We start from the raw sequence: 19,823 nt of genomic DNA, 5'->3' as shown, positions 1-19,823 counted from the left end.
TAAGATCTGTGGAGTCCGTGCCCGACGCCGAGGAACTGGTGATCATGAGCAAGCAAGACAGTGTGGTCGACGCGAAGGCCCCGAAGGTGCCCCGCGATACTTCTGCGGTTGGCCTCAACCCGTTCAAGAGAGATGCGATCGGAACCGCCATGCGCGTTCTGACCGCCATCACCGGATCGGAACTGGCGGAGAAGTACAACCTCCGCCAGACCATCGACCGGGTGACGTACGAGAGCACCAAGACCGGGTTCAAGACCCTCGGCGCTGCCAATCGCACGTTCGCCAAGGTCACCGGTGGCGGCAAGCCCAAGCGTCTCGACGACGGTGCCGCCAAGAACCTCAGCTACTTCGACCTGACGCCCGACGACGAACAGCGCATGATCGTCGAGACGGTCAAGGAGTTCGCCGAGGAGATCCTCCGCCCGGCCGCCTTCGACGCAGACCACAGCGCCTCGTCGCCCGAGGATCTGGTTCGTCGTTCCGCCGAGCTCGGCATCACGCTCATCAACGTTCCCGAGGAACTCGACGGTGCCGCCAGCGAGCGTGGCGCGGTCACCAATTCTCTCGTCGCCGAGGCACTCGCCCACGGCGACATGGGCTTGGCACTGCCCATCCTCGCGCCCAGCGGTGTCGCCGTCGCGCTCACCCAGTGGGGCACCGACGCACAGCAGAAGACCTACCTCCCCGCATTCGTCGGCGAGAAGGTGCCGAACGCAGCAGTGGTCGTCAACGAGCCCCGCGCACTGTTCGATCCGTACGCGTTGCAGACCAAGGCCGTTCGCTCCCCCAGCGGCTACAAGCTCAACGGAGTCAAGAGTCTCGTACCCGCTGCCGGCAGCTCCGAGCTGTTCGTCATCGCCGCAGAACTCGAAGGCCGTCCGGCATTCTTCATCGTCGAGTCCGACTCCAAGGGCCTTGTCGTCGAAGCCGACCCGAGCATGGGCCTGCGCGCAGCAGGCCTGGGTCGCCTGATCCTGACCGACGTCGCAGTTCCCGAGTCGGCACTGCTCGGTGACGGTGACGCAGATCAGCGGGCCGCCGAGTACAGCGCCGCCATCGGACTGGCGCGCCTCGGCTGGGCATCACTGGCCGTCGGCACCAGCCAGGCCGTACTCGACTACGTCGTTCCGTACGTCAACGACCGTGTTGCCTTCGGTGAGCCGATCAGCAACCGTCAGGCCGTGGCCTTCATGGTCGCCAACATCGCCATCGAGCTCGATGGCATGCGGTTGGTCACGCTGCGCGGTGCGTCTCGCGCCGAGCAGGGACTGTCGTTCACTCGTGAGTCCGCGCTGGCTCGTCGACTCGCATCCGAGAAGGGCATGCAGATCGGTTCCGACGGCGTGCAGCTGCTCGGCGGTCACGGTTTCACCAAGGAGCACCCGGTCGAGCGTTGGTACCGCGATCTGCGGTCCGTCGGCGTCGCCGAGGGCATCGTTCTCATCTAGCTCGCCGCCCCGAATTCCATGGCACTCACCCAAGGACATACACGATGATCAATCTTGAACTTCCCAAGAAGCTTCGGGCGCAGGCGAATCAGGCTCACCAGGTCGCTGCCGAGATCTTCCGCCCGATTTCCCGCAAGTACGACCTCGCCGAGCACGAGTACCCGGTGGAGCTCGACACCATGGCGTCGATGGTCGAAGGCATGTCCGACGCCGGTGGCGAAATCGGCGGAGCCGCCGGTGGCCGCGAGAAGGACAGCGAGTCGGCCAAGCCCAGCAAGACCGCGAATGCCAACGGCGGCAACATGTCCGCTCTGGTGAACGTGATCGAGACCTGCTGGGGCGATGTCGGCCTCACGCTGTCGATCCCCTACCAGGGACTCGGCAACTCGGCTATCGCGGCGGTGTCCACCGACGAGCAGCTCGAGCGCTTCGGCAAGGTATGGGCGTCGATGGCCATCACCGAGCCCAGCTTCGGATCGGACTCTGCGGCCGTCACCACCACCGCTGTCCTCGACGGCGACGAATGGGTGCTCAACGGCGAAAAGATCTACGTCACCGCCGGCGAGCGTTCCACCCACATCGTGGTGTGGGCAACGGTGGACAAGTCTCTCGGCCGCGCGGCCATCAAATCGTTCGTCGTCCCGCGTGACGCTCCGGGCCTCTCGGTCGCCCGCCTCGAGCACAAGCTGGGCATCAAGGCGTCCGACACCGCAGCCCTGCTGCTCGAGGACTGCCGCATCCCGAAGGACAACCTGCTCGGCACCGCCGAAGTGAACGTCGAGAAGGGCTTCGCCGGCGTCATGCAGACGTTCGACAACACCCGTCCTCTGGTGGCAGGCATGGCGATCGGCGTCGCACGTGCGGCTCTCGAAGAATTGCGTTCCATCCTGGTGGACGCCGGAGTCGACATCTCCTACGAGACGCCCGCCTACAACCAGCACGCGGCGGCCGCGGAGTTCCTGCGCCTCGAAGCGGACTGGGAGGCAGCACATCTGCTCGCACTGCGTGCGGCGTGGATGGCCGACAACAAGGAGCCGAACTCCCTCCAGGCCTCGATGTCCAAGGCCAAGGCCGGTCGCTCGGCAGTCGACATCACCCTCAAGGCAGTCGAATTGGCCGGCACGTACGGCTACTCGGAGCGCCCGCTGCTCGAGAAGTGGAGCCGCGACTCCAAGATTCTCGACATCTTCGAGGGAACGCAGCAGATTCAGCAGCTGATCGTTGCTCGCCGTGTACTCGGAAAGTCGTCGGCAGAACTGAAGTGACACCTGGCTCGTCGTCGAGCCGAGGAGTAACCGCTGAACGGCACCGGACTTTGCGTCCGGTGCCGTTTTTCGTGTGTGAGAAAGAAAAATCGGGAGGCGGTGTCGATATCGTGGTCTGTCGAACGTCGTCATCGTGTACGGCGACTCGCGCCGCGACACCGAGGTACCGAACCCAGGAGCGCACCATGAAATACATCCTCTTGATCAACGCAGACACCGCACCCGGAGCAGCACCGGGCTGCAGCAGTGTCGAGGACTGGATGACCTACGAGAAGGAGATGAAGGAGGCGGGCGTTCACGTCTCCGGTCACGCGATGGCCGACCTCACCACGGCCACGGCTGTTCGCGTCGACGCCGCCACCGGAGAACGCAGCGTCACCGACGGCCCGTATGCCGAATCTCATGAGGTTCTCGGTGGCTACGACGTCATCGACGTTCCCGACCTGGACGCTGCACTCGAATGGGCAGCCCGATGCCCGGGCTCCAAGGACGGCGGCACGGTGATCGTACGTCCCCTTGCCGAGTCCTGAACCGCCGAAGCCCGACGTACTCGGTTCTTCGGTGACCGATGCCGAGGTTGGTCGAGCGCTCGACTCGGTCTTCCGAGCCGAGCGCTCGATACTGCTCGCCTCGCTGGTGCAGCGGTATCGCGACCTCGACCTCGCCGAAGAAGTGACCTCGGACGCCATCGAATCGGCCCTGAAACACTGGCCGGTCGATGGTGTCCCGGCCAAGCCCGGCGCCTGGTTGCTCACCACTGCCCGACGGAAGGCAGTCGATCGCTTGCGGCGCGACCAGACCCTGGCCGCGAAAGTCGGGGTGCTGCAGGCGGATACGGATCGTAGCGAACCGAGTCGCTTGAATTCGCTCGACGAGACCCTGCCCGACGACCGACTGCAGTTGTTCTTCACCTGCGCGCACCCTGCCCTTGCCGCCGGTGACCGGCTCGCACTGACTCTTCGATGCCTGGCCGGTCTCACCACCGGCGAGGTCGCCCGGGCGCTGCTGATCCCCCCGGCGACAGCAGCGCAGCGAATAGTGCGAGCCAAGAACAAGATTCGGGCCGCACGGATACCGTTCCGTCTCCCGGGCCCGGACGAGTTGGCAGGCAGGGTCCCGATGGTGCTCGAGGTGATCTATTCGATCTTCACCGAGGGCTATTCGGCGACGTCGGGTGATCACGTCGGACGAATCGATCTCACCGACGAGGCCCTCGGGATGGGCCGACTCCTGTACGCCGCTTTGCCGACGGAGTCCGAGGTGATCGGTCTACTGGCGCTGATGTTGCTCGTCGATGCCAGACGCGACGCGCGAACCGGACCGGACGGTGAGATCGTCTTGTCGGCCGACCAAGACCGTCGACTCTGGAATGCCGAATTCATCGCCGAGGGTACGGAACTCGTGGTCGAGGCTCTCGGCGGCGGCGGGAGCGGTCCTTACGCTCTACAGGCTGCCATTGCTGCACTGCACGACGAATCACTCGACGCCGACAGCACGGACTGGCCTCAGATAGTTGCCCTGTACGACGTACTCATGACGCGGGCACCGAGCCCCATCGTCGCGCTGAACCGGGCGGTTGCGCTGGCGATGCGCGACGGTCCCGCAGCCGGTCTGCACGAATTGGACCTGCTTGCCGACGAGCCGTCCCTACGCCGCTATCACCCGTATCCCATGGCGAGAGCAGATCTGCTGCAACGACTCGGCAGGTTCGACGAGGCGGCAATCGACTATCGACGAGCGTTGGATTTCGCCCGAACCGCACCGGAGAAACGCCTGCTTCGCGGTCGGCTCGCGGAGGTGCGCGCGTACCCCGGTCAGGCCGACAGCACCACGTCCACCTGATCTGCAGTCAACGAGCGGTCTGCGTACACCAGGCGTACTGCGTCGACATCGGGATTGCCGACGTCGGGTCCACGGGCGATCAACTGCAAGCCCGCGCGCTCGGCCACTCGGGCCGACGCGACGTTGTGTTCGAGGAGGTACGCCACGATCGGCAATTCGGGCTCGGTTCGGTGCGCACACTCGGCTGCGATCTCACACATCTCCGCGGCATACCCGTTGCCCTGTGCGTCGGGATGGAGGCGATACCCGAGATTCCAGAAGGTGTTCCGCCGCTTCGAGCATCCGCCGTAGCCACTGATCGTGCGGCTGCCGCGCTCACGAATAATCCACGTGGACAGTCCATCCCGCCGCCACTGCTCCGCCCAGCTCTGCAACATTCGTTCGGTTGCAGCGGGATCGGTGTGTCGCAGGCTCGGGAAGTGCGTCCACGACTGCGGGTCGCTGCAGATCGCGTACAGCTCATCGAGATCCGTGCCGACCGGCTCGTCGAGATCGAGACGCGAGGTTCGTGTTCGCACACCATGGATCCTAGGGGTGACGAAGTCTGGTAGACCGGTGGTACACGATCGAGCGAAGGGTGTCACCGTCATGGCCGAGTGGATCAAGAAGATGGAAGAGAATGCGAAAGGCCTCATCGCCGAGGCAGAGCAGGAACTGACCGCACTCGAAGGTGTGGACACCGTCGACCTCACTGCCGATGATGCAGACGACGAAGGAGGCCCCGCCCCTTCCGAAGCAGTCACCAGTGACGATGCCCGCGAGCAGATCACGGACTGAACTCCCGATGCCCAGTCGCCACACGTGGTCCACGACCACACACGACTGGTCGGTGGACGTCGATCTGGATCATCTGTCGCACATCAGATCTCGACCCGGCGAATACGCGCCCGGCGGAGTTCTGCACCTGGTTCTCGAGGTACTCGCCTACGCGGTGGACGAAGCAGAACATCAGGGCGGTGGTCACGCGACAGTCGTGTTGGGCGCGGACGGGACTGTCGAGGTGTCCGACGCAGGTCGAGGCACCGACACCAGGCTCGACGACGGAGTAGCCATCCGTAAGCCCGTCGTCAGCACGAAAGATGTCCGCTTCTTCGACGAATCACAGCCCGTCATGCTCGACGACGGACACGCTCGACGTGGGATGTCCACAGTGGCTGCTCTCTCGCGGATGCTCGAACACACCAACCGGCGGGTCGATGGTTCGTGGACCAGACGGTACGAGCACGGAGTTCCCGTCACCGAGCTGAGCTCGGCTGCGTCGACCGGCAGCACCGGCACCACCGTTCGCTTCCTGCCCGACGTATCTCTGGTGCCAGGAACACTGCTGACGCCGACCGATCTGCGGTCGGTGATCGTCCCGCGCGAGCTTCTGACGGTATCGGTCACCTGGACGTAATCAGGCGAACAAAGACCAACAGATACTGTTCCTTCTCTCCTGGTCTTCCAGCACCAGTTTTCGCACACTGTTCGGGAGCCGGTCGCGCTGCCATTCGAGTTCCTTTCGACCTGCACTCGGCTCCAGGCCGTCACGCGCGGCCGCCCGAGCTGCCTTGATGGCATAGGCGGCCGCTCCGAGGTCGTGTTCGGGTACGTGTGCCACACAGGCTGCCTGCCCCGCGGCGTATGCGGCGAAGCGAGCGCAACCGTGCAGCGGCCGTGCCGCACCCATGGCGTGCCCGCCGAGAGCGCGGGTTGCCATCATCGCGAGCTCGCCGCGCGTCCACGCACGGATACCGTCGATTGCCTCACGCGGCCGCGAGTCGGAAGGTTCGAGCTCCTCGAACAGGTGGAGAACATGTTCCGCACACTCGGCCGCCCAGAGCGCAAGGCTCCGATGGTCGTCATCGGACAGAAGGCCGCCGCGATGCACGGTGATGAGGCGCGGATCTCTGACGGCGGGGAGAATCATGCGAGGCGAACCTTCCGGTATCGAACGTGCAGACTGCGGCCGAGAGTCCGTTCCGGACCCATCAGAGCACGAAAAAAGACCCAGGACATATGTCCTGGGTCTTCTTCAGTGGTAGCGGGGACAGGATTTGAACCTGCGACCTCTGGGTTATGAGCCCAGCGAGCTACCGAGCTGCTCCACCCCGCGTTGCGTCTACGAAGTTACTCCCGTGCGTACAACCAATGCAAATCACGTGACTTCTCCGCGTCCTCGCGCACCCCGACGAGTGCACCGCGACGCGTCACGGCACGCGCTTATCACGCCGAACACCGCAGAAAATAGTGCTCCGCGTCTCTTTTGGGGCGTGTTTCGAGTCACATAACGTTCGGGTTACGAAGTAGAAACATTAGCGCCACGAGCTGGTCTGAGCTGCGGAAACACCCCCCATCGTCCCAATATGTGGACATCAACCATCCCATTACGGCTCAGTGACGGTGAGCAGATCCTCGACTACCTTCACGGACGGCCCTAAACCGCTGGGCCTGCACCACCCCGCCGCTCCTTTCGCTCTGCCCCGCGGGTGTGGTCCCCAAGACGTACGGGGGCAGAGCCGCGACGATACGAAGCGCCTGGTCGCCAACGCCATCCACACCGGCGAGGTGATTGCAGGCCAGTCGCGCCAGTCGAGCGCGGAGAGGATTCACCCCGAATGACCACACTGAACAATGTCGGCAAGCGCGCACTCGGAATGGCCGTCATCGCAGGTGCCGCTGTAGCAATCCCCCTCGGTATCTCTGCCGGAACCGCCAACGCAGCCCCGAACAACTGGGACGCGGTCGCGCAGTGCGAGAGCGGTGGCAACTGGAGCATCAACACCGGAAACGGCTACTACGGTGGCCTGCAGTTCTCTCAGAGCACCTGGACGGCCAACGGCGGATCCGGATCACCGGCCAACGCATCCAAGGCCGAGCAGATCCGCGTCGCGGAGAACACCCTTCAGACCCAGGGACCGGGCGCATGGCCCGTGTGCGGTCAGCAGCTGAGCAAGGGTGCCTCCGCTCCCGAGCCCGAGGCAGCTCCCGCACCGGCACCGCAGCCGGCTCCCGCACCGGCACCGGCACCGGCACCGGCCGTGGCTCCCGAGGCCGCAGCGGCCACGCAGGCTGCACAGGGCGCGTTCGACGCAGCGTCCAAGCTTGCCGACCAGTACGGCTTGAGCACGCAGTTCCAGCACTTCGTTGCTGCCAACGCCCCGGTGCTCGCGCCCATCGGACGCTGATCGCCCGGCAGTTCGTCGAGCTGCCACTCACCTCGGAGTTGCACTGCTGCACAGCGTGAACGAGCCAGGTGACGAACGACGAAAGAGCCGCCTCACCATTCGGTGAGGCGGCTCTTTCGCTCGGTCAGCAGGCCGTGGCCTCAGCGATCAGTTACCTGCCTGGTTGTAGGTATCGACGGCGGTCTGCAGATCCTCCAACGCAGTACCGAGCTCCGCGAGATTTCCACTCTGCTGTGCAGTGCGCACGGCCGCGAGTGCCGAATTCAATTCGGACACGGCCGCATCCCTGGTCGTCGAACCACCGGTGGCCGGCGCCGGAGTTGCCGCAGGCGTACCTCCGTCGGACGGCGCGGTTTCGGGAACAGCGCCGGGCTGCGTGGTTCCGTCGGTCTCACCGGGTGCGGTGACTGTGCGTCCGGCACCCGCTCCGAACACCTGCTCGATGGCTTCGGGCAGTGTCGCGGCGTACCCGACGCGGCCCTCGTACGAGACCAACACCCGAATCAACTGCGGATAGGCCGACGCCTCGTTGGTACGAGAGGCGTACACCGGTTCCACGTAGATCAATCCGCCGTCGCCGACCGGGAGTGTCAGCAGGTTTCCGAACTCCACGGTGTTCTCACGGCGCACGATACCGAGACTCTCGGACACGTCGGTCGTGGTCGTCATCTGGTTCTGCACCTGATTCGGACCCTGCGTGGATGTATCCGTCGGCAATCTCAACACGGTGATCTTGCCGTAGTTCTCCGGATCGGAATCCGCACTGACGTACGCGCCCAACACCTCTCGGCGGTAACCGACCAACGCACTGGTCAGCTGGAACGACGCCTGATTCTCCTGGTTCGAGATATCGGATGCGACGACGTAGTACGGGGGCTGCTTGGCCGCGGTGTTCTCTGCGGTCGGGTCGGTGGGAACCTCCCAGAACGCGTTGTTGGTGAAGAACTCTCGCGGATCGTTGACGTGGTACTTGGTCAGCAGTTCACGCTGGACCTTGAACAGGTCTTCCGGGTAGCGGAAGTGATCGCGCAGCTCGTCGGACACCTGGTCCTTCGGAATGACGGTTCCCGGGAACACGCCTTCCCATGCCTTGAGCACCGGATCGTTCTCGTCCTGCTCGTAGAGCTTGACGGTGCCGTCGTATGCATCGACGGTGGCCTTGACCGAATTTCGGATGTACGAGACCTCTCGGCTCGGCAACGCACGTGTCGTCGTCGACTCGATGCTGTCGGCAGTGGCGTCCTCGAGCGACATCCGCTGGGCGTACGGGAAGTTGTCCAACGTGGTGTACCCGTCGATGATCCAGACGAGCTTGCCCTCGACGATCGCCGGGTAGGTCGATCCATCCGTGGTCAACCACGGTGCGACCTTCTGTACGCGGTCGCGGGGGTCACGGTTGAACAGGATCTTCGACTCGTCCCCGATCACGCTCGAGAACAAGATGTTGCGCTCGGCGTACTTGCTGGCGAACACGAGTCGATTGAAGAAGTTACCGACGTCGACGCCTGCGGCACCGGTGTAGGTGTAACTCTTGCTGTCGGTGTCGTACTCGCGGGGCTCGCCGGTGGAACCGACGATCGAGTAGTCCGCGTCGGAGTTGGCGATGACCGGGCCGAAGTAGATGCGCGGCTGATCCAGGTCGCCGGGTCCGTCCTTGCGGATGGTGCCCTCGGAATCGTTCTCGATCCAGTTGACCTGGTAGTTCGGGTAACCACCGCGTCCACCGCTTGATTCGTCTGCGACGGCCTCGTCGACGGAGTTGGCCGGCGCTGCGACGAAGCCGTTTCCGTGTGTGAACACGGTGTGGCGGTTGATCCAGTCACGCTGGTTCGCGTCGAGCGTCTGCGGTGAGATCTCGCGGGCTGCAACGACGTAGTCGCGCAGGTTGCCGTCCGCATCCGGGTATCGGTCGACGGCCAGCGTGTCGGGGAACCCGTAGAAGTTACGGATCTGACGCTGCTGGGTGAAGGTGGGCGCGAGGATGTTGGGGTCGAGCAAGCGAATGTTGGACATCGTGGCCGACTCGGACGCCACCTCGCCGGGGCTCAATGCTGCTTCACCGGAATAGTCCCGATAGGTGACCACGTCGTCGTTCAAGCCGTACGCGTCTCGGGTTGCTGCGATGTTCCGCTCGATGTACGTGCTCTCCTTGTCCGCCGCGTTCGGGCGCACCGAGAACTGTTCCATCACCAGCGGCCAGACGGCGCCGATGAGGATCGACGACAGCACCAACAAAGCCGTGGCCAACGCCGGGATACGGAGATCACGCAGGAATATCGCTGCGAAGAAGGCGATTGCACAGATGACGGCGATTGCCAGCAGGATCAGTTTGGCCGGCAACACCGCGTTGATGTCGGTGAAGCTGGCACCGGTGAACGTCGGCTCCTTGCGACTGCTCGACAGCAGCGTGTACCGATCGAACCAGTACGCGATGGCCTTCAGCAGGACGAAAGTACCGGCCAGAACCGCGAGTTGAATCCGCGCTGCGCGAGTGAGTGCACCCTCGCGCCCGGCGAGACGAATTCCACCGAACACGTACTGCGTGACCAGGTTCGCGAAGAAGGCAACCAGGATGGCGACGAACAGCCAATTGAGGATGAACCGGTAGAACGGGAGGTCGAACGAGTAGAAACCGACATCCAGATTGAACTGCGGGTCGGTTATGCCGAAGTCGCCGCCGTGGATGAACAACTGCACGGTCGCCCAATTGGTCTGGGCGATCATGCCGGACAAGAACCCGAACACCACAGGAATTCCGATGCCGAACAGGCGCAGTCGGCTCATCACCGTGGTGCGGTATCGCGCGATCGGATCGTTGGGCCCGGCGACGGGCACGAACACCGGACGGTTGCGGTACGCCACCGCCAGAGCTGCGAACACGATGAGTCCGACAACCAGGGCGACGACGAAGAAGATCACCAACCGCGTCAGCAGAGTGGTGGTGTACACGCCGCGGAAGTCGACTTCGCCGAACCACAGCCAGTTCGTGTACACGTCGATCAGACGGGGACCGATGAGTAGCAAACCTGCTGCTACCAAGGCCAATACGAGCAAGATCCGGCTGCGCCGCGACAAGGACGGCATACCGGTGGGGGGCCTCATGCCCACGAGCCACACTCCAACTTCGGGCGACGCCGACCGGCGCCGCAGATGACTTCGGCGGCGCACTCGCCGTGCGCCGCATGTCCGTTTCGCCCTACTGTACGTACGTTGATCCTACGGCTGCGACGCCCGTACCGCGGCCACAGCCGACCGCAGGTCAGGAGCCTCGCATCCGAGGAACCATCCGAATGCGAGGATAGTGCGGTGAGCAACGACAGCGACGGAGTGCCCGGCCGAGACGATTTCGGTGTCGAGTTCGACCCCGAGACGGGTGGACAGGATGTGGCCGACGCCTTGGCGCGGTGTGCGCGGGAGGTGGCGGACTTCGTCGATGCCGGCGGATGGCACCAGGCACCCCAGATGTTCGCTTTGGTGCCCACAGCCGCACTCGCCGCGGCCGAGCCGGGACTGCTCGACGATTTGGCCGACGGCGCTGCCCTGACTCCGATCCAACAGCATTCGCTACCCGAGGACATCACCGGCGGCTCCCCCGCCCTGGACGAGTTCCTGGCCACCTCCACGTGGCCCGAGGGTGTCGTCGGATGCGCCTTGGTCCAAGAGATCGTGGTTCTTCCCCCAGCAGCCGAATCGACCCTCGACGATGCCTTGATCCCACTACTCGCCGATCCCGATGCCGCCGACCAGGCCGCTCGCTCGGCCGCCGAGAACCATCCCGAGAAACGAGATGCTCGGTTGATCGTCGCGGTTCTCAAGGACGGTCCGTCCCTGACTCTTCTGCAGTTGCACCCGGACGAGGACGCCGATCCCTTCGCACCCATCGACCTTCGCGTCGCGGAGGACCTGGCCCCCAACGTCGTGCACGGTCTCTACGCCACGTTCGATACCGTCGACGACGACTAGCGATTGGGCTGGGTCAGCTGCAGGACGGCACGTCGCCGCCGGAGCCGATCGCCTGCAGCGAGTCGATTGCACCGTCCAACGATTCGACACGCACCAGCCTGAGGCCGTCGGGGACGTTCTGTTGCGCCTCACCGCAGTTCGCGTCCGGCACCAGGAACGTGGTGGCTCCGGCTTCACGGGCGGCGATCAGCTTGTACGGAATGCCGCCGATGGGGCCGACCGTGCCTTCGGCGTCGATGGTCCCCGTCCCCGCGACGAACTCTCCGTTGCTCAGCTCACCGGGACTGAGCTTGTCGACCACGGCCAGGCTGAACATCAGTCCGGCCGACGGTCCACCGACGTCGGCGAGGTTGAACGTCACGTCGAACGGCACGTCCGGCTGCTCCTCGGGCGTGACGCCGAGGTACCCCAATGCTTCGTCGTCGGGCCGGGCTTCGAGCACCACCGAATCCGTCCGCGTCGTGCCGTCCCGGACGTACTCGATATCGATGGAATCACCCGGGGCCCTGGAGCTGACCGCCTCGCGAACCGCGGACGCCGTGGACACCGGGGCTCCGTCGACCGAGACGAGCGTGTCCCCCACGTTCAGCACGCCGGCAGCGGGCCCGTCATCGGCCACACTCGCCACCGCGAGCGTCACCGGCAGATCCAGATGATGCAGCGCAGCGAGTTCGGCGCTGGACTCCGACTCCTCGAAGTCCGCCTGATTACCCTCCTGCACTTCTTCCTTCGACATGTCCGGCGGATAGACCTCCTCGCGCGGAACGAGTCCCTGCCTGCCGCTGGCCCAGAAGCCGAGTGCCTCGAACAGATTGAGCTGATCGCGCACGGCCACGGTCGTCATGTTCAAGTGGCCCGCGGTTGGGTCGACCTCGGTTCCGTCGATCTGCACCACGGGTACCCCGTCGACGTCACCGAGAGTGTTGTACGTCGGGCCGGGGCCGAGAGCGGCGAACGGAACGGTGACGACCGAGCCCGTGACGCCCAGCACCACCACAGGTACCAGCGCAGCGACAAGAGTGGCGATCCTTCGGTTCACTCCGTAGACACTAGATCCGAATACGGTCGGCGGTGCAGACCGCCCCTGCCGAGTACGTCCGTACCGGCTTCTCACGGCTCGGACTGTTCGCCGTCAGCGTGACGATCCACCACTCTCTCCGTTCGTCGGGCTTGTACCGTTGAGTCATGAGCAATTTTGGTTTCGGTGCCTCCGACGACGACCCGGACAAGAAGAAGGATCCGGACGGCTCGGGCAACCCTGCCGGTTTCGGCTTCGGCGGCGAGGGATTCGACCCCGCACAGCTGGGCCAGATGCTCACCCAGTTCGGCCAGATGCTCAGCGGTATGGGAGCTGCGGGCGGAACCGGTTCGGGGCCGGTGAACTACGACCTGGCCAAACAGCTCGCACGTCAGCAGATGGGCGATTTCAGCCCGGTGTCGGCAGGCGAACGAGAGGCCATCACCGACGCCGCACACCTGGCCGAGCTGTGGCTGGACGGGGCGACGACATTGCCGGCCGGTGCTACGATGACCGTTGCATGGACGCCGGTCGACTGGCTCGACAACACGATCGACACCTGGAAGCGCTTGTGCGACCCGGTCGCCGAGCAGATCTCGGGCATGTGGACCTCCGGCCTGCCCGCCGAGGCGCAGCAAATGGCAGGTCCGATGATGGGCATGCTGACGCAGATGGGCGGGATGGCGTTCGGCTCGCAGCTCGGTCAGGCACTCGGCCAGCTGTCCAAGGAGGTGCTGACGTCCACCGACATCGGCCTGCCCCTCGGACCGTCGGGAACAGCGGCACTGCTGCCGTCGGCCATCTCGTCGTTCAGTGAGGGACTCGAGCAGCCCGACCGTGAGGTATTGGTGTTCCTCGCCGCGCGTGAAGCCGCCCACCAGCGGCTGTACAGCCACATTCCGTGGTTGCGGCAGCGGGTTCTGGCCACCGTCGAGGAGTACGCGCGCGGCATCCGGATGGACTTCTCGGCCATCGAGGAGGCCGCCGCAGGACTCGACCCGTCCGCGTTGACCGACCCGTCGAAGATCGAGGCGATCCTGCAGCAGGGTGCTTTCGAGCCACAGACGACGCCGGAGCAGAAGCACGCACTCGAGCGTCTCGAGACGCTGCTCGCCTTGGTCGAAGGATGGGTCGAGACGGTGGTTGCGGCCGCTCTGGGCGACCGCCTGCCCGGTGCCGTCGCGCTCGGCGAAACGATCCGGCGCCGCCGAGCGTCGGGAGGCCCTGCCGAACAGACATTCGCGACGCTGGTCGGCCTCGAACTACGACCCCGCAAGGTCCGCGAAGCAGCCGATCTGTGGCGTCAGCTCCTCGCCGCAGCCGACATCGAGGGACGGGACGGTGTGTGGGCACACCCCGACCTGCTGCCCGACTCGTCGGACCTCGACAACCCCGCGGCCTTCATCGACCGAGTCGTCGGCGGTGGAACGTCGAGCTTCGACGACCCGATCGCGCAGCTCGAAGCCATGGAGGCAGCCGAGGCCGCCGAACGTGCCGCCGAAAACGACGACAAGGGCACCGACGGTGATCCCGAGAAGGGTTCATCCACAACCTGACCCGGTCGGTTTCGCACCACTTCGATCGAGCTCGTCGAACGCCTGCTCGGAGGCACTTCCACCCTGTGGATAACGTGCCTCGAGCGGGCGTTCCTCGCTGTCGGCGCTGTCAGAGTGTGTTCCATGATCACACCGACCGTTCGACTCGATCCTGCGGTGGCAATTCTGCCGCGTCGAGACGGCACCGTTCAGTTGGGCTGGAATCCTGAGACCAGCGTCGTCGTCACTCCACCTCCCGGTGCCGAGCCGGGCTCGATACTCGAGATTCTCCGACTCCTCGCCGCGGGCCATTCCAGACCTCACATCGTCTGTCACGCAATGACATTGGGACTGTCCGCCAATCGGACATCGGCGATGCTCGGCGAACTGGAGGATTCCGGTTTGCTGATGCACGGCACGAGCGAACCGGTGGTGCCCGACGCCTCACTGCAGGCCTCGCAGGCCGGACCGGGCGCGGTGAAAACCGTCCACCTCGTGGGGCGGGGCCCGATCTCGGACGCATTGGCCTCAGGTCTGAGTCGAACCGGTGTCACGGTGAGCCGAACGAGTCTGACTCCGACGCGCTACCCGCACTCGGCGGTGAGGTCGTGGAACTACGACGTCGTGGTACTCGCCGACGATCTGGTTGCCGAACCTCGACTGGTGACCGATCTGGTGCGTCTGCGCATCCCACATCTACAGGTGCGGCTACGAGACGGGAAGGGCATCGTCGGGCCTTTCGTGGTGCCCGGTCGGACGAGTTGCCTGCGGTGCGCGGATCTGACGCGCTGCGATTTCGAGCCGGAGTGGCCGCATCTGTCCGCCCAACTGCTCGGTTCGGTCGGCCAAGCCAGCAGCGCGACGGTGTTGGCCACGGCAGCGTTCGCGTTCGCTCAGTTGGAGAACCTCATCGGCCGTTCCGACGCCGCTCTTCCCGAGACCGCCGACTGCACCATGGAACTGGACTTCGCAGCAGCCGGAACCACCGTGCACAAACGGCTGTGGTCCAAGCATCCGCACTGCGATTGCTGGCACTGACGAAACGCACCGACAGTGAGTTCACCTCGACCGATAGGGGTCGGTGCGGGGCGGTCCGAGCAATTGTCGGAAGGTTCAGCCATGATGGAGCTGTGTCTGACATACCGCGCCGTGGATCGACTCGTACTGCAAAACTGGCCAGCATTCCCCTCGGAATGGCCGGTCGTGCTGCCGTAGGGTTCGGCAAGAAGCTCGCCGGCGGCAATCGCGACGAAATCGATGCGGATATGGCCGCCAAAGCAGCAGAACAGCTCTTCTCCGTTCTCGGGGAACTCAAGGGCGGAGCGATGAAGCTCGGGCAGATGCTCTCGGTGATGGAGGCGGCCGTTCCGGAGGAGTATTCGGAGCCGTACCGCGAGGCTCTGACCAAGCTGCAGGCGCAGGGACCGCCCATGCCGGCGAAGACCGTGCATCGAGTGTTGGACCAGCAACTCGGAACTGCCTGGCGGTCACGTTTTCTCGATTTCGACGACACTGCGATCGCCTCGGCGAGCATCGGACAGGTGCACCGCGCAACCTGGTCGGACGGACGCGATGTCGCGGTCAAGATCCAGTACCCCGGCGCGGACGACGCATTGCGCTCCGACCTCAAGACACTGTCGCGATTCGCGAACCTGTTCTCCACGGTGCTCGCGGGCACGGACGTCAAGCCGGTGCTCGAAGAATTGACGGCCCGCACCGAGGACGAGCTCGACTACCGCATCGAGGCAGCGAATCAGCGTGCCTTCAGCAAGGAATTCGCAGGCGATCCACAGTTCGCCATTCCCAAGATCGTCGCCAGCGCACCCAAAGTGGTTGTCAGCGAATGGATGACGGGTCGGCCGCTGGCCGATGTGATCGCGAACGGAACGGCCGAGGAACGTAACCAGGCGGGCGAACTGCTCGCGTTGTTCGCTTTCGTGTCTCCGGCGCGTGCGAAGCTGCTGCACGCCGATCCTCATCCGGGCAATTTCATGATGCTCGACGACGGACGCATGGGCGTCATCGATTTCGGTGCCTGCGCTCCGATGCCCGACGGTCTTCCGCCCGTCCTGGGTCGGATGGTCTCGCTCGCACGCGACGAAAAGTTCGACGAACTGGTCGAGCTGTGCAGCGAGAGCGGTTTCGTGGTTCCCGGGCGCACCGTCACGGAGAAGGAGATCGAAGATTATCTGCGACCCTTCACCGACCCGATCCACACCGAATCGTTCCACTTCACCCGGGCCTGGCTGCAGAAAGCCGCGGGCACCGCTACAGATTTCAACAGTGCGCAGTTCCGCACCGTTCGCGCGCTGAACATGCCTGCCGAGTACGTGATGATCTTCCGAGTGCTCGGTGGGCTGGTAGGAATCTGCGCGCAATTGGACGCCTACGCGCCGTACATGGCCATCCTCACCGAGTGGCTGCCCGGCTTCACCGACTGATTCGTTCGGCGAAACCGGGCACCGGTCTCGGAGGTCATGCTGCGTTCTTCCGTGGCCGTCCTCGGGGACGCTTGCGGGCGATGACGACACCCTGCTCGAGGATCTCACCGCCCCACACGCCCCACGGCTCGGCGCGGTCGAGGGCCGCGCTCAGGCAGGTACGCCGGATGGGGCATTCGGCGCACAGCGCCTTGGCCTGCTCGAGTTCGGCGGGGGTGTCGGCGAACCACATGTCGGGGTTCGCCGCTCGGCAGGGCACCGACAGTGCCAGCTCGACCGATTCGGTCGAATACTGTGCAGCGTAGGCACTCTCGGACTCTGGTCGGCATGTCGTCCGGATCGTGGCGGTTGACACGTCGGTCTCCTCTACTTTTCGTGCGGCGTCGTTATCGGTTCGAGGGGTGATGCGAACCTGTCGGCCTCACGCTCGGATAGAGGAACTACCTGAACGAGAAAGGCCACGGTCCGCGAGTGCGGGTCCGTGGCCTGGTGGGGCTTGTCGAAGCGTCTACCGACAGTGAAGTCGGTGTCTGCTGTCGATCACGGACGCACGTGGTGCGCGGTGACGTCGGGCTGCCTGAGCAACGGCTTTCGCTCCTGGTGCCAGGGCGACCTGGGCGGAATTCGACCCCGAGGCCGCATATGCGGACTCCTGGATGGGGCCGAAAGCAGAGGAACGAATCCACGTCTGCGCAACAGAGCCTGCGGCGGCGGCATGAGTGCCGAGGGGGGCAACTCCGAAGGGTGCCGTGCCGAGGACAGGGCTGAACGCGACGGTTGCGTGGGCAACGGCGGCGTGCAATGTGTTGATCATTTTCTTCAGCTCCTGTTCTGGTCTCGTCGGCGGATTGGACAGTGCGCGATCTCCCGCGGCACGTGAAACAGACTAAGCCCCCTGCCGATATCTGCACAAGTTATTTTCTACCTGCGGTTTTGCATAGATTTCAGATCTCCGTGTCACGTGTCCGAGGCCCGCACCACGGTGAGGACTTCTTCGCCGAACCGCTCCAGTTTCTTGGCCCCGATTCCCGGAATCGCCACCAGCCCACGCTCGTCCTGCGGTTGCTGCTCCGCGATGGCCGTCAGCGTGTTGTCGCTGAACACCACGTACGCGGGCACCTTCAGTTCGCGGGACTTGTCCAGTCGCCACGACTTCAGCGCGTCGAGCAGGGCGATGTCGACGTTCGACGGACAGCTGTCGCATCGACCGAGCATGGTCGCGGACGTGCCGATCAACGGCTTACCGCACAACCGGCACTTGGGACCGGACTTCTTGGCAGCAGGCGCGGCGATACGCGAGGCGGGTGAGTCCTCGGGGATCAGACCGTTGAGAAACCTCGATCGGCGCCGCGATTTACGTCCGCCCTCGTTGCGGGCGAGTGCCCAGGACAGATGCAGGTGGACTCGGGCGCGCGTGACACCGACGTAGAGCAGCCTGCGTTCCTCCTCGACGGCCGCCTCGTTGTTGGCACTGGGGTCGTTTCCGATCGCGTGCGAGATCGGCAGAGTGCCGTCGGCGAGACCGACGATGAACACCGCGTCCCACTCGAGTCCCTTCGCCGCGTGCAGCGAGGCAAGGGTGACGCCCTGGACCGTCGGTGGATGCCGCGCCTCGGCCCGTGCGGCGAGCTCCCCCAACAACTTCTCGAGGGTCAGTTCCGGCTCGTGCACCAGAAGCTCTTCGGTCAGCTGCACCAAACCGCCGAGAGATGCCCACTTCTCGCGGGCCTGGGCACCCGTCGGCTCGGTTGCCGTCAGGCCGAGCGGAGCCAGCACCGCTCGCACCAGAGCCGGTAGTCCCTCGCCCGCCTGGGCGCCGTCGGGCAGATCGTCGCGACTGCCTGCCTGCCGCAGCGCGTTGACGCCCTGCCGCACCTCCGGCCTGGTGAAGAACCCCTCACCGCCGCGCACCTGATAGGGGATCTTCAGCTCGGTCAACGCCTGCTCGTGTGCCTCCGACTGTGCGTTGATGCGGTAGAGGATCGCGATCTCGGCTGGCTCGACGCCCTTCGAGATCAACCTCTTGATTGCACGCGCCACTCCGTCGGCTTCCGCAGGCTCGTCGTCGTACTCGAAGAATTCCGGCTCCGGTCCCGGCTCGCGTTGACCGATCAACTGCAGTCGGGTGCCGGCGATGCGACCGCGGGCGGCTCCGATGACTCGGTTCGCCAGCGACACCACCTCGGGCGTCGAACGGTAGTCGCGCTCGAGCCGAACCACGGTGGCCTCGGGGTACTTCCGTGAGAAGTCGAGGAGATACCGCGGAGATGCGCCGGTGAAGGAGTAGATGGTCTGGTTCGCGTCGCCGACGACGGTGAGATCGTCACGCTCGCCCACCCAGGCGTCGAGTACCCGTTGCTGCAACGGCGTCACGTCCTGGTACTCGTCGACGACGAAGCAGCGGTAGCGCTCGCGGAACTCGTCGGCCACCGACGAATGTTCTTCGAGGGCAGCGGCCGTGTGCAGTAGGAGGTCGTCGAAATCGAGCAACATCGAGTCGCCGCCGCGGGACTTGAGCTCCTCGTAACCGGCGTACACGGCGGCGACCTTGGTCGCGTCCATCGGAACGTCGCGGCGGTTGCTCGCCGCGATGCGCGGATAGTCCTCGGGTGCGATCAACGATCCCTTGGCCCATTCGATCTCTCCTGCGAGATCTCGGATGGCGTCCGTCGACGTCGACACTCCGGCTCGGTTGGCCGCCTGCGAGACGACGGTGAACTTGCGATCGAGAAGCTGCCATCCGGTGTCGCCGACCACCTGCGGCCAGAAGTACTTGAGCTGGCGCATGGCCGCGGCGTGAAACGTGCGAGCCTGCACCGGAGGACCGTCTCCCCCGACGCCGAGCTCACGCAGGCGGCCGCGCATCTCACCGGCCGCGCGCGCCGTGAACGTCACCGCCAGCACCTGCCCCGAGGATACGTGCCCGGCAGAGACGAGGTGGGCGATGCGTCGGGTGATCGTGCGGGTCTTACCCGTGCCCGCACCGGCCAGGACGCAGACCGGGCCGCGGGGAGCCAGTACCGCCGCGGATTGCTCCGGATCGAGTCCGGCGGTCATCGCGTCGTCAGCCATGAGGTCCATTGTGTCAGTGCGTACCGACAGTTCCACCCGGGGCCGAACCGGCCGGTGAACGGCCGATGCAGG

17 protein-coding genes and 1 tRNA gene are annotated in these 19,823 nt (G+C 64.9%); 11 read left to right on the top strand and 7 right to left on the bottom strand.

Features of this window, described 5'->3' with window-relative positions:
- The first annotated feature begins 38 nt into the window (after positions 1 to 38).
- The 4 genes from AB0362_RS00330 to AB0362_RS00315 all read left to right on the top strand — a co-directional run bounded on the left by AB0362_RS00330 (position 39) and on the right by AB0362_RS00315 (position 4,555).
- Positions 39 to 1,448 carry an acyl-CoA dehydrogenase family protein gene (locus AB0362_RS00330; protein ID WP_037190220.1) on the top strand — a complete coding sequence of 470 codons (1,410 nt, stop codon included), beginning with the start codon at positions 39 to 41 and terminating at the stop codon, positions 1,446 to 1,448.
- A gap of 44 nt (positions 1,449 to 1,492) precedes the next feature.
- A complete protein-coding gene (locus AB0362_RS00325) occupies positions 1,493 to 2,713 on the top strand; it encodes an acyl-CoA dehydrogenase family protein (RefSeq protein WP_032397698.1) in 1,221 nt (406 codons plus the stop codon).
- 185 nt (positions 2,714 to 2,898) lie between these two features.
- On the top strand, positions 2,899 to 3,243 hold the full coding sequence (locus AB0362_RS00320) for a YciI family protein (protein ID WP_317809326.1): 345 nt from the start codon (positions 2,899 to 2,901) through the stop codon (positions 3,241 to 3,243).
- A gap of 31 nt (positions 3,244 to 3,274) precedes the next feature.
- Positions 3,275 to 4,555 carry an RNA polymerase sigma factor gene (locus AB0362_RS00315; RefSeq protein ID WP_317809462.1) on the top strand — a complete coding sequence of 427 codons (1,281 nt, stop codon included), beginning with the start codon at positions 3,275 to 3,277 and terminating at the stop codon, positions 4,553 to 4,555.
- On the opposite strand, the gene AB0362_RS00310 is transcribed toward AB0362_RS00315, so the two are convergent.
- Positions 4,528 to 5,073 carry a GNAT family N-acetyltransferase gene (locus AB0362_RS00310; protein ID WP_262498300.1) on the bottom strand — a complete coding sequence of 182 codons (546 nt, stop codon included), beginning with the start codon at positions 5,071 to 5,073 and terminating at the stop codon, positions 4,528 to 4,530. The genes AB0362_RS00315 and AB0362_RS00310 overlap by 28 nt on opposite strands.
- 16 nt (positions 5,074 to 5,089) lie before the next feature.
- Between AB0362_RS00310 and AB0362_RS00305 the strand changes: the two genes are divergently transcribed.
- Positions 5,090 to 5,332, top strand: a complete 243-nt coding sequence (locus AB0362_RS00305) for a hypothetical protein (RefSeq protein ID WP_262498299.1) — start codon at positions 5,090 to 5,092, stop codon at positions 5,330 to 5,332.
- A gap of 7 nt (positions 5,333 to 5,339) precedes the next feature.
- Positions 5,340 to 5,951: a hypothetical protein gene (locus tag AB0362_RS00300; protein ID WP_317547128.1), complete on the top strand. Its 612-nt coding sequence runs from the start codon at positions 5,340 to 5,342 to the stop codon at positions 5,949 to 5,951.
- Here the strand turns inward: AB0362_RS00300 and AB0362_RS00295 are convergent, their stop codons facing one another.
- A complete protein-coding gene (locus AB0362_RS00295; RefSeq protein ID WP_317809324.1) occupies positions 5,952 to 6,464 on the bottom strand; it encodes a putative immunity protein in 513 nt (170 codons plus the stop codon).
- Positions 6,465 to 6,573: 109 nt separating this feature from the next.
- Positions 6,574 to 6,650 (bottom strand) — tRNA-Met (locus tag AB0362_RS00290).
- Positions 6,651 to 7,152: 502 nt separating this feature from the next.
- On the opposite strand from AB0362_RS00290, the gene AB0362_RS00285 reads away from it, so the two are divergent.
- The gene (locus AB0362_RS00285; RefSeq protein WP_317809322.1) at positions 7,153 to 7,722 is read left to right on the top strand and encodes a transglycosylase family protein; all 570 of its coding nucleotides are present in this window, start codon (positions 7,153 to 7,155) and stop codon (positions 7,720 to 7,722) included.
- Positions 7,723 to 7,869: 147 nt separating this feature from the next.
- Here the strand turns inward: AB0362_RS00285 and AB0362_RS00280 are convergent, their stop codons facing one another.
- Positions 7,870 to 10,830 carry a UPF0182 family protein gene (locus AB0362_RS00280; RefSeq protein WP_188078571.1) on the bottom strand — a complete coding sequence of 987 codons (2,961 nt, stop codon included), beginning with the start codon at positions 10,828 to 10,830 and terminating at the stop codon, positions 7,870 to 7,872.
- A gap of 276 nt (positions 10,831 to 11,106) precedes the next feature.
- On the opposite strand from AB0362_RS00280, the gene AB0362_RS00275 reads away from it, so the two are divergent.
- Complete coding sequence (locus AB0362_RS00275; RefSeq protein WP_317809461.1) at positions 11,107 to 11,685, top strand: PPA1309 family protein; 579 nt, start codon at positions 11,107 to 11,109, stop codon at positions 11,683 to 11,685.
- Between the two features lie 13 nt (positions 11,686 to 11,698).
- On the opposite strand, the gene AB0362_RS00270 is transcribed toward AB0362_RS00275, so the two are convergent.
- Positions 11,699 to 12,724: a PDZ domain-containing protein gene (locus AB0362_RS00270; RefSeq protein ID WP_269593545.1), complete on the bottom strand. Its 1,026-nt coding sequence runs from the start codon at positions 12,722 to 12,724 to the stop codon at positions 11,699 to 11,701.
- 146 nt (positions 12,725 to 12,870) lie between these two features.
- Here AB0362_RS00270 and AB0362_RS00265 point away from each other — a divergent pair, with 146 nt between their 5' ends.
- The 3 genes from AB0362_RS00265 to AB0362_RS00255 all read left to right on the top strand — a co-directional run bounded on the left by AB0362_RS00265 (position 12,871) and on the right by AB0362_RS00255 (position 16,679).
- Positions 12,871 to 14,259: a zinc-dependent metalloprotease gene (locus tag AB0362_RS00265; protein ID WP_317809321.1), complete on the top strand. Its 1,389-nt coding sequence runs from the start codon at positions 12,871 to 12,873 to the stop codon at positions 14,257 to 14,259.
- Positions 14,260 to 14,382: 123 nt separating this feature from the next.
- Positions 14,383 to 15,276 carry a hypothetical protein gene (locus AB0362_RS00260; protein ID WP_317809320.1) on the top strand — a complete coding sequence of 298 codons (894 nt, stop codon included), beginning with the start codon at positions 14,383 to 14,385 and terminating at the stop codon, positions 15,274 to 15,276.
- A 92-nt stretch (positions 15,277 to 15,368) separates the two neighbouring features.
- The gene (locus AB0362_RS00255) at positions 15,369 to 16,679 is read left to right on the top strand and encodes an AarF/UbiB family protein (RefSeq protein WP_317809319.1); all 1,311 of its coding nucleotides are present in this window, start codon (positions 15,369 to 15,371) and stop codon (positions 16,677 to 16,679) included.
- Positions 16,680 to 16,713: 34 nt separating this feature from the next.
- Here the strand turns inward: AB0362_RS00255 and AB0362_RS00250 are convergent, their stop codons facing one another.
- Together AB0362_RS00250 and AB0362_RS00245 are read right to left on the bottom strand one after the other, a co-directional pair.
- Positions 16,714 to 17,034 carry a WhiB family transcriptional regulator gene (locus AB0362_RS00250; protein ID WP_037189857.1) on the bottom strand — a complete coding sequence of 107 codons (321 nt, stop codon included), beginning with the start codon at positions 17,032 to 17,034 and terminating at the stop codon, positions 16,714 to 16,716.
- 602 nt (positions 17,035 to 17,636) lie between these two features.
- Complete coding sequence (locus AB0362_RS00245; RefSeq protein ID WP_317809318.1) at positions 17,637 to 19,760, bottom strand: ATP-dependent DNA helicase UvrD2; 2,124 nt, start codon at positions 19,758 to 19,760, stop codon at positions 17,637 to 17,639.
- Positions 19,761 to 19,823 lie beyond the last annotated feature (63 nt).

The sequence above is a fragment of the Rhodococcus sp. NPDC079359 genome (genome assembly GCF_040702585.1).
GTDB lineage: Bacteria > Actinomycetota > Actinomycetes > Mycobacteriales > Mycobacteriaceae > Rhodococcoides.
This window is presented reverse-complemented; position numbering and strand designations above follow the sequence as displayed.